5 protein-coding genes are annotated in these 9,987 nt (G+C 56.6%); 2 read left to right on the forward strand and 3 right to left on the reverse strand.

Annotation, left to right across the window (positions count from 1 at the left end):
• Positions 1-114 precede the first annotated feature (114 nt).
• Entirely contained in the window at positions 115-1,557 is a 1,443-nt protein-coding gene (locus tag LJE94_05015; GenBank protein MCG6909469.1) for an amidase, read from the forward strand.
• Positions 1,558-1,703: 146 nt separating this feature from the next.
• On the opposite strand, the gene LJE94_05020 is transcribed toward LJE94_05015, so the two are convergent.
• The 3 genes from LJE94_05020 to LJE94_05030 are packed head-to-tail and all read right to left on the reverse strand — an operon-like array spanning position 1,704 to position 4,396.
• A complete protein-coding gene (locus tag LJE94_05020) occupies positions 1,704-2,009 on the reverse strand; it encodes a 4Fe-4S binding protein (protein ID MCG6909470.1) in 306 nt (101 codons plus the stop codon).
• Positions 2,010-2,030: 21 nt separating this feature from the next.
• Positions 2,031-2,783, reverse strand: a complete 753-nt coding sequence (locus LJE94_05025) for a hypothetical protein (GenBank protein MCG6909471.1) — start codon at positions 2,781-2,783, stop codon at positions 2,031-2,033.
• 26 nt (positions 2,784-2,809) lie between these two features.
• On the reverse strand, positions 2,810-4,396 hold the full coding sequence (locus LJE94_05030) for an FGGY-family carbohydrate kinase (protein MCG6909472.1): 1,587 nt from the start codon (positions 4,394-4,396) through the stop codon (positions 2,810-2,812).
• Between the two features lie 526 nt (positions 4,397-4,922).
• On the opposite strand from LJE94_05030, the gene LJE94_05035 reads away from it, so the two are divergent.
• Positions 4,923-9,206: an acyl-CoA dehydratase activase gene (locus tag LJE94_05035; GenBank protein ID MCG6909473.1), complete on the forward strand. Its 4,284-nt coding sequence runs from the start codon at positions 4,923-4,925 to the stop codon at positions 9,204-9,206.
• The last annotated feature ends 781 nt before the right edge of the window (positions 9,207-9,987 follow it).

A 9,987-nucleotide genomic window follows, 5' to 3' on the forward strand; every position in this document is an offset into this window, starting at 1 on the left:
TCCCGGCCTGCACGGCACGAAGCCGACTGCTTTGTAGCGCAGGAATTTATCCCTGCCAAGTCTCTTTCCCAAATTCATGAAAACGGTTACTTTTTCCCATAAGGAGGGACGCCCATGCCTTTGAATGCAGAAATCACCCGGATGGATGCCACCGCCCTGGCCGAACTGGTTCGCAACAGGGAGGTTACCCCCGTCGAACTGGTGGATGCCGCCATCGAACGCATTGAAAAGGTGAACCCGGAACTCAATGCCGTGATCACCCCGATTTACGATCGTGCCAGAGAAGCTTCCCGAAGCACCCTTCCCGACGGACCCTTCACGGGCGTCCCTTACCTGATGAAGGACATCGGCGCCTTCCTGGCCGGGGTTCCCATGTCCCTGGGGACGGCGCTTCTGAGAGAATTTGTTCCGGACCACGACAGCGAGCTGACCGTGCGCCTGAAAAAAGCCGGGCTGATCGTTATAGGCAAAACCAACACCCCCGAGTTCGGCCTGCTGCCCACGACGGAACCGCGTCTTTTCGGCCCCACGCGCAACCCGTGGAACCCCGGGAAAACCACCGGCGGATCCAGCGGAGGGTCGGCCGCAGCGGTTGCTTCCGGCATGGTTCCCATGGCCCATGCCAATGACGGGGGCGGCTCCATCCGCATTCCGGCCTCCTGCTGCGGCGTGTTCGGTCTCAAACCCACCCGGGCGCGCAACCCCCTGGGACCCGATTTCGGCGACATGATTTCCGGGTTGGTGTGCGAGCATGCCGTTACCCGGTCGGTACGCGACTCGGCGACTCTCCTGGATGCCACCGCCGGGCCGGACGTCGGCGATCCCTATTGGGCTCCCCCGCCGGCGAGGCCGTTTGCCGATGAAGTGGGTGCGGATCCAGGCAGGCTGAAAGTCGCCTTTTCCACAGAATCGATGATGGGAGGAGCCACCCATGAGGCGTGTATCCTGGCCGTAAAGGACACGGCAGCTCTCTTGAACGATCTGGGCCACGAGGTCGTCGAAACGGGACCCGAATTGAGCCACCCGGCGGAGCACTACGTGGAATTGTTCAACGTGCTGTGGTTTTCGAGCTGCGTCGCCACCATCGACGCCATCGGTGCCATCGGCGGCTTCGCGCCGGAAGCGGGGTTTTTCGAATCGTTGACCTGGGCATTTTATGAAAAGGGGCGGGAACATAGCGCCGCCCGATATCTGTCGGCGCTGGAAGCGCTGCAGCGCGCCTCCCGCGAGATTTGCCGCTTCTTCGAAAATTACGACGTGCTGCTGACACCGGTTTTGGCCGAACCGCCGGTGGACCTGGGCACCTTCGACGCCCCGGAGAACAACCCCATGGCGGCGTGGGACCGCGTGGTACAATTCGCGCCTTTCACGGCTCTGTTCAATGCCACCGGGCAACCGGCCATGTCGGTACCCCTGTACTGGACCGCGGACGGACTGCCCGTGGGGTCTCATTTTGTCGGGCGCTTCGGGGACGAGGCCACCCTCTTCCGGCTGGCATCCCAGCTGGAAGCGGCGCGGCCCTGGGCGGACCGCCGTCCAATGATTTCAGCATGTTGATGCGATTTTAAACGGTCTTTCGCGCTGGGTTGAAAATACAATCACGAAAACACGAAATTTCCATCGTTTATTTTCGTTCTTTCCGACTTTCGTGTTTTCGTGATGAAAAGATGTTTTTCCCTGCCAGTGACCGTTATCTATCCTTACTATTGCATGCCGGCCATGACGGCCGCCTTCAGTTCTTTTGTGTTTTTGGGCGGAGCCGGGAAATCGGCTTTGCTGATCATGGTTATGGCATCTTCAGGACAGCCGGTGGCGCACACCGCACATCCGAAGCAGCGGTCCAAATCGAGAACGGGCACGTCATCCTCTCCCATGGAGAGCGCTGCCGGCGGGCACCGGTCGATGCAGGCTTCACAGGCCACGCAGCGATCCGCATCGAAGCGGGGTTCGAATCCGGAGTTGAAAAAAAGACCGGGCTTGGACTTGGCCAGGGCGCTTTTCACTGCCACGCAGTGATAACGGTCGCAATTTCAGAGAAAGCCGATATCCTCGGCAACATTCTGGCTCATGTGAATGAGGCCGGCCTCCTCGGCCCTGTCCAAAACGTGCCGGGCCTCTTCACTGGACACCCGCCTGGCCCCCAGCCGCTCGATCGCGTACTGTGCGGCCGTGCCGAACTGCATGCACACGTCGTTGGGCATGCCGTGTGTGTCTTCGTCGCGCAGGGAAGCGGCATGGCGGCAGTAGCAGGTACCCACGGAGATGGTATCGTGCTTGTCGATGAAGGTCTGCACCTGATCGTAGGTGTGCACCTGGTTGCCGGCCTCGATGGTTCTGTCCACGGTGATGACCCGGCTGGTGGGAAATTCCCCGGCCACGGGGCCGGTCCTGGCATCGAACGCTTTTTCGTATGCATGGATGAGGCGGGCGATCTCCTTGTCCCGCGCGCTGGTTCCACCGGGCATGAACTGGTGTTCGAGTATTCCCGGCATGAAACGGGCGCCCTGGTAATACTGGGTGCCGTCCATTTTCAGAGCCATGCAGAGCCCCTTGTCCGCCATTCCTTCCAGGATTGCTTCCGTTTCAGCCGCATCCCTTCCAAGTTCCTTTGCAAGGCCGGCAGCCGTGAAAGGCCCCCGGGGCATGGCGTTGTTGACCGCTGCCTCCTCCGGGGTGAACAGCACCTCCACCATGGCGAAAAACTCGGGGATATCCATACCGGCATAACGTCCCTTGCGCTTTTTCATCACTTCCAAAAGTTCTCTGTACACGTCCTGGCTCATCGCTTCGTTTCCCTTTCAACCGATTTTCATGTTGCGTTCAGTTTCTTATATATTTTTTTGTTTTTATTATAGATATCCAGAAAGATACCGAAAAGGTCGTCATAGATCCCACGGGTTTCCGGATTGGGTTCGTAGGTGTTGCGGATCTTGACGTATTTGGGAATGTCATCGAACGCCAGGTAACCCAAGCCTACGGCAGCGATGAAGGCCGTGCCCCGGGCATTGGTCTGGATGGGGGCCTCCACCTGTTTGACGGTGCGGTCGAAAACGTCTGCATGGATCTGGCACCATATGTCCGACGAGGCCCCGCCGCCCACCAGGTGAATGGGGTCCATCTTGCGCCCAATGAATTTTTCCACGTAGGTCAGGGCCCAGCGCTGGTTGAATGCGACGCCCTCGAAAAAAGCCCGGATGACGTCTTCCCGGGTGTTTTCGAGCGACAGGTTGTACAGGCAGGCGCGTACGGCATTGTCCTCCACCGGCGTTTTTTCGCCGTTCAGCCACGGTGTGAAAATGACCTTGTTGCTCCCGGGGGGGACCTTGGCCGCGATCCCGTCGAACACCTTGTAGATGTCCGGAACGGAGGCTTCCTTCAAAAGCGCGTCCTTATGATAGAGGATGTTGTCCCGCAGGTAGTTCAAGGTCCCACCGGCGATTTCCTGCTCGTTGACCACGATGTACTTGTCCGGGATGGAAGATGGAATGGAGGCGATCCCGTGCAGGATATCCGTCTTCTTGAACGGCACGTGTGCCACTATCCAGGACGAGGTGCCGATATAGGCATGCCCCTCGTAGTCTCCCACGGCCCCCGACCCCACGGCGGCTGCCATAATATCCGGAGAGCCCATGACTACCTGAACATCCTCGCGGAGCCCCAGTTCCCCGGCCAGCTCCTTTTTTATGGGTCCCAGCACATCCACAGCGCGTTTCAGATCGGGCAGCTTGTCGCGTTCCAGGCCGGTCATTTCAATCAGTTTGTCATGGTAGGTTATCTTTTCCAGATTCCGGTTGTCGGTCACCCAGTGCAGGGTGATCGCATCGTACGACGATGCGAATTCACCGGTGAGGCAGAGGTTGATGTAATCCCTGGGCTCCAGGAATTTATAGGTCTTTTCATAAACGTCCGGGAACTCGTTCTTGATGAACAGGATATGCCCCACCGGCTCCTTGCCTGATTGTCCCGGAGCGCCGCCGGTCATCCTGACCCACCGCATCAGCTTGAGGAGTCCGTAGCCCTCGACCTTGAAGGGCCCGCCCGCCGTAATGTCCTGCACGTACTTTTCCCCGCGCATGTCCATCCAGATGACCGCGTTCATCAGGGGGCGCCCCGCTTCGTCCACGGCCACCGTCCCCGACCATTGGGTCGAGGCGCAAACAGCCACGATGTCCTCCGCAGGAACCGACCCACGCGACAGCAGCCGCTTCGCGGTGGCCATGATGGCACGCCACCACTCCCTGGGGTCCTGTTCGGCGCCGCCACCCGGCAGCAGATTCAGCTGAACGGCCTCGAAGTCGAAATCCACGACTTCGCCGAAGACCGAAACGACGGCCATTTTGCTGCCCGATGTCCCCAGATCGATGGACAGGACGTACTTTTCATCGTTTTTCGACATAATTCCTCCTGCTGCAATGCTGGCCTGGAGCGATTGTCGAGGTTTACCTGCCTATGGCGGTGTGGCTGCATCGACAGGAAAGATGCTTTTTCGCTGCAGTCTGCCATGCAGGATGACAGTTGACCCCACAGGTGCGGTGAGCCCGGAAATTCCGCAAAGTTTCAACTCCCTGATCTGACGTAGGAAATTGTAAGCATTCAGGTGGTATCGTGGCCGAGAGTGTAATTTATGAGAAAATTACGGCGTTCGTCAAGCTCCCATTTTTAATTAGTGGGTCTGTTTGGTTCTGAGAAGCGAAAAAAGACGGCTGAAATTTTTAGGCACCTGCGCCGCCCTTGACTTCCAGGCCCGACCCTCTGTATAGACCTGATGCATAACGTATATAGAGCATTGGCCATATATATGTTCCGTTTCACAACTGGAGTGGGCATACACAACCTTATTCTGACAAACACTATAATCCTGAATCTCGGCATGAGACTTGCTGTCACCTGAACGTAGATTTAAACGACCGGAGAATTGTACGATGAATCACGACGACATCACCTATGAGGGCATCGAAATCGGGGCGGTGTCTGTGAAATGGGCCCGTTTGTCTCATGGGCAGAAAGCGACCTTCGAAATCAAGCGCCACGAGGGCGATCCCATAAAAACGGTAGAGGAGATCCTGGCGGCCCATAGAACCGGCAAGGTAGCCGCGGTCATGGTGACCGGCCAGGCCACCAAATCATTCTTTGACCTGCCCTACCGTTCCGAAATCGAATGCCTTGAAAGGGCCCTGCAGTCATCCCGATCCAAGCCGGACTTGCTGCTGTCTCTCGGCGGGGAAACGTTCAGCGTCTACCCCATGAAAAATGGAAATATCCGCAACATCATCGCCTCTTCAAAATGCGCCGCAGGCACCGGCGAGTTCATGGTCCAGCAGTTTCAGCGCATGGGGTTGTCCCTCGAAGATGGACTGGCAGCCGGGAAGGATGGAGAAAAGGTCCAACTGGCCACCAGATGCTCCGTCCACTGCAAGTCGGACGCTACCCACAAGCTCAACAAAGGCGAATGCAAACCCGGGGACATTGCCGCATCCCTGATACACGACCTGGCTAAAAAGGTCGCCGAAATGGTCCGAACGGCCCAGTGGCCGGCCAAATCGATGGTTGTCGTCGGCGGCGTGTCCGCAAACGCCTTGTTTATCGATCATTTGCGAAGCCTCTTCCAAGATGCGGATATCCGGGTATTGCCGGAGAGCCCCTATTTTGAGGCTTTTGGCGCCGCCCTCCTGGCACGGGACCAGACGACTCCGGGAAATCGCATGCCGGCCAACCGGATCAAGGCGGCTGAACTGCCTTTCGAACGATTGAAGCCACTCAGAGCGGCGAAGCATCTTTTGGATTTCAGGGTCCAGCGGGACGGGCTGTCCGCCATTGAAGACGGCCGCACCTACCTGCTGGGAGTGGATGCCGGTTCGACCACCACCAAGGCCGTTTTGCTGGATGCCGACAGGCTAACGGTCGGCGCATCCTGTTATCTGCGTACCCTGGGCGACCCGGTCTCGACCGTTAAAAAGTGCATCCGTGCCTTGCTCGATCAGGTGGGCGACAAAACGGTCCAGGTTATTCAGGCCGGAGCCACCGGTTCAGGCCGCGAAATGGTTTCGGTCTATCTGAACAGCTGCTCGAGTTTCAATGAAATCCTGGCACACGCCCGCGCGGCCGCCCACGAAGTCCCGGATGTTGATACGGTTTTCGAAATCGGCGGGCAGGATTCCAAATTTATCTCCTTTCTGAACGGCATCCCGGTGGATTATGCCATGAATGAGGGCTGCTCCGCCGGCACCGGCAGTTTTCTCGAGGAGTCCGCCTCCGTCGATATGAATATAGCCGTGGAGGAAATCAGCGGCATCGCCGAAAAAAGCACGGTTCCTATCGCCTTTGGCGAACGGTGTGCCGCCTTTATCAACACGGATTTGAGAAACGCCCTCCAACAGGGGGCCGAGCGCCAAGACGTCACCGCCGGGTTGGTCTACTCTATTGCCGAGAATTATATCTCGCGCATCGTGGGGTCGCGTCACATCGGAGAAAGGCTGCTGTTTCTGGGGGGCGTGGCGTTGAACCGGTCGGTTGGCCTGGCCATGGCCGCCCGCACAGGGCAGAAAGTGGTGGTGCCGCCGCATCCTGAATTGATGGGCTGCGTGGGAACGGCCTTGATGCTGAAGGATCTCCTGGACAGGGGGGACATCACGGCACAAACCATCGACATCGATGAATTCCTCAAAGGCGGCATCAACATCAAAAGGACCTTCCGCTGCAAAGCCTGTGAAAACGTCTGTGAAATCAAGATGGTGGACATCAGGGGCAAATCCTATCCCTTCGGCGGACTCTGTTCCAAATACGAAATGCTGCGTCACGGCAAAAAAGGCCGTCAGGAGGGCCGCGATCTCGTGGCGCTGCGAGATAAGCTGATGTTCGAAACATTCAATCCCGAGCCTCCTGCAAAACCGTTGGGCACCATCGGTCTGCCCATGGCACTGTCGACCTTTGAACTGTTTCCGTTCTACGCCGCCCTGATCACCGCCATGGGATATCAAACGGTGCTGTCGGACACGTTCGAAAAGGGAACGTCCAAACCCACGGCGGCCATATGCTACCCCTGTGAAATCGTGCATGGAGCGGTCCATGATCTTCTGGACCGGCAGGTGGATTACATTTTTCTGCCTTACCTCATAGAGCTTTCCGGTCCGGAGGAGGCGCTGCATGCCTATACCTGCACGTCCACGACAGCCATCCCGGACATTATCCGGGCGGCTTTTGGAGAAGCCTCGGAAAAAATCATCTCCCCGCACATCAGTTTGTCCGAAGATCATCTGGAAACGACCCTCAAAGAAATTGAAAGGGTGGGCGCCAGGCTGGGAGTGGATGCGCATGCCGCAAGGCAAGCCGGCAAGAAGGCCTTGCAATTCTATGATGCTTTCATCCGGTCCTACCGTGAGCTGGGACACGAGGAATTAAAAAAAATAGAGGGAGAGCCCGCCGTAATTATCGCCGGCAGACCCTACACCGTGTGTGCCCCGGACGTTAACCTGGCGCTGCCGCGCAAGATCGTCAGCCGGGGGTATCATGCCGTCCCGGTCGATATGCTGCCGAAATTGGATGCCTCCTCGCAAAAACGAAACGTCTGGTACTTTACGCAGCAAATCGACAACGCAACAGCCTATACCCGTCGACATCCCAATGTTCACATCTGTCTGGTATCCTGCTTCTCTTGCGGACCCGACAGTTCCATGTACCACGCCTTCCGTGATCAGCTGAAAGGCCGCACCTTCTGCTATCTGGAAATAGATTCACACACGGCCCACGCAGGTTTCGAAACCCGCATCGGGGCCTTCCTGGACATCATCGAGGAAAACGAGCGTCGAAAAGAGACCGGGGAAAGCCGGGCGGATGAGGTGCATCCCGGCACATCCGGAACCCGGCAGGCGGCCCTCTCCCCCGACTTCGAGTTTGTTCTGGACAGCCACGGCAATCGCGTCGAATTCGGAGACCCCCGAATCGTCCACATTCATACGGACATCATCAACCGGTTTGCCGGGCAGATGACGGCGTCGGTGTACCGGAAGCATGGTCTCAGGTTTCGGGCCATGGGCAAACCCACGCCGGAAATCATGCAGTATGCCCGCAAGGTCTGTTCCGGAAGGGAATGCATTCCGATGACGTCCATCACCGGTGCCGTCGTCGACGACATGCTGAACAAACGAAGCCCCGACGAAATCGCGGTCTATTTCACCCTGGACCAGGAAGGCCCCTGTCAGAATGGCGCCTGGCCTGTCATCTGGAACATTTTCAACCGCAGGCTCAATCTGGAAAATATCATCTGGGGCGTCAACCGCAACACGACGCCGAACGCGCTGGGGCTGAACGGCGCCATCCAGAGCGCCATCAACGACGCCTCCCTGCTTGGGGACCTGTTCGAAGAAGCCGAGAATGCCCTGAAGTGCGCCGCACGGCATGCGGACGACGCATTGGACCGATTCGAACAGGCCTTCGACACCTTCAATGCCATGCTGGTAAAAGGCGACAAGCTTGAAGAGGCCCTGGGCGCATGGGCTGAACAAACCGCCGCGATCCCATTGAAAGCGCCCATCGATACTTTTCCCAAGGTGCTCGTTTTTGGCGGGCTGAACGTCATGTTCGTGCACTTTCCGGTAACCGCATATTTCATAGACCAGGGAATCGTTCCCAAAATTGTCGAGGTGAGCGAAGGCGCCTGCTGGCTGGCGTCTGAAGGCATGTCCCGCCACGGTTATAAAAAGGGGTACATCAAACCGTCTGAGCAATTCTCCTGTCCCCCCTCCAGGGAAAACAGGCAGGAAGCCCTGGAAGTCAGAAAGTCGCGATTCGGTTTGAAGCGCATCGAATCACGTCAAAAGAAGTTCAGAGACATAATGGCCAAATCAGGGCTCTTGTTCGATCATCCCCTGCCTTTCGCTGACATCATGGATGCCGGCCACCAATACATATCCTACAACGGTTTTACGGAAACCCCCGTGACGACGGGAAGATATGTTTGTTCGCTGCAGGACGGGCTTTATGACGGCTACATCAACCTGGGATCGTTCAACTGCCAACCCGCCATGAATTCGCAGGCCATCGTTCGTCCTATTGCCAACGCCAGCGACATACCCTACGTGGCCCTGGACTGCGAAGGCCCGTGGATATCGGCCAATCAACGCCGGCTGTTGGAGGTCGTCGCCGTGAAAGCCAAAAAAATACGGGAAGAAGCGAAAATGGCGTTTCATATGAACATGGCGACTAAATAGCTTAACCCCTCATGCCGGCCTTGATAAGCCGGAGATGCGTGCCAATTCAGTATGTGACCCGGACATCCAACACTCCCAGTGTAACGGATCCGGGTGGATGGTACCCGCCCCAGTCGTCAACCCAAGCGGGAATAATGAGCGTGGCAAAATCATTTTCACACACCTTGTCATTTTGAATCACCCGCCGGGCTTTTTCCAGTTCCTGGTCCTCTGGGCCAGGATTCCTTACTGTATCTAAAACGGTAAACCCCGGTAATTGGATGCATGCCGGAGAAGCCAGAGATTTATTCGGCAGGTGCTAAATAGGCAACTTTAAGCAAACCATCGTAAGATAATGTTTCATCTCGATATGGTTATTAGCTATTGCCTCTGAAAAGAAGGGACGTATACGCTATCCAGAGAATTCCGGGGTCAGATTGGATCTGCCATTTGGCTAATGACAGGTAAGACGCTGAGCGAATGCGACATTGCTTGTCAATCCGCGGATTGTCTGCGATCTTTACCGGATCTTCTCATCCGGTTTTTGGAGGCAATAAAACTTTTACGCCGGTCTCTGCCTGAACGCTTTCGTTTTATGTGGCGAAAGAGTAGATCATTCTTGAAGAAAAGAATATAAAGGAGAAGACCCGCTACCAAAAGAATAGCAATCGCTATCAAGCCTTTCATAACATCACCACGGTTTCGTATACCCGAACTTTACGAAATCTGCTCCTTTATGGGTTGTCGTTGGAACGTGTATGTCAATCATAGACAGGCACCGGGAGATTGGCAAACAGGCCTT

The organism is Deltaproteobacteria bacterium (genome assembly GCA_022340465.1).
GTDB lineage: Bacteria > Desulfobacterota > Desulfobacteria > Desulfobacterales > B30-G6 > JAJDNW01.

Bases quoted from the DNA above. Each gene is read 5' to 3' on its own strand.
- LJE94_05035 (MCG6909473.1), top strand. From the start codon at position 4,923: ATGAATCACGACGACATCACCTATGAGGGCATCGAAATCGGGGCGGTG.
- LJE94_05030 (MCG6909472.1), bottom strand. From the start codon at position 4,396: ATGTCGAAAAACGATGAAAAGTACGTCCTGTCCATCGATCTGGGGACA.
- LJE94_05015 (MCG6909469.1), top strand. From the start codon at position 115: ATGCCTTTGAATGCAGAAATCACCCGGATGGATGCCACCGCCCTGGCC.
- LJE94_05025 (MCG6909471.1), bottom strand. From the start codon at position 2,783: ATGAGCCAGGACGTGTACAGAGAACTTTTGGAAGTGATGAAAAAGCGC.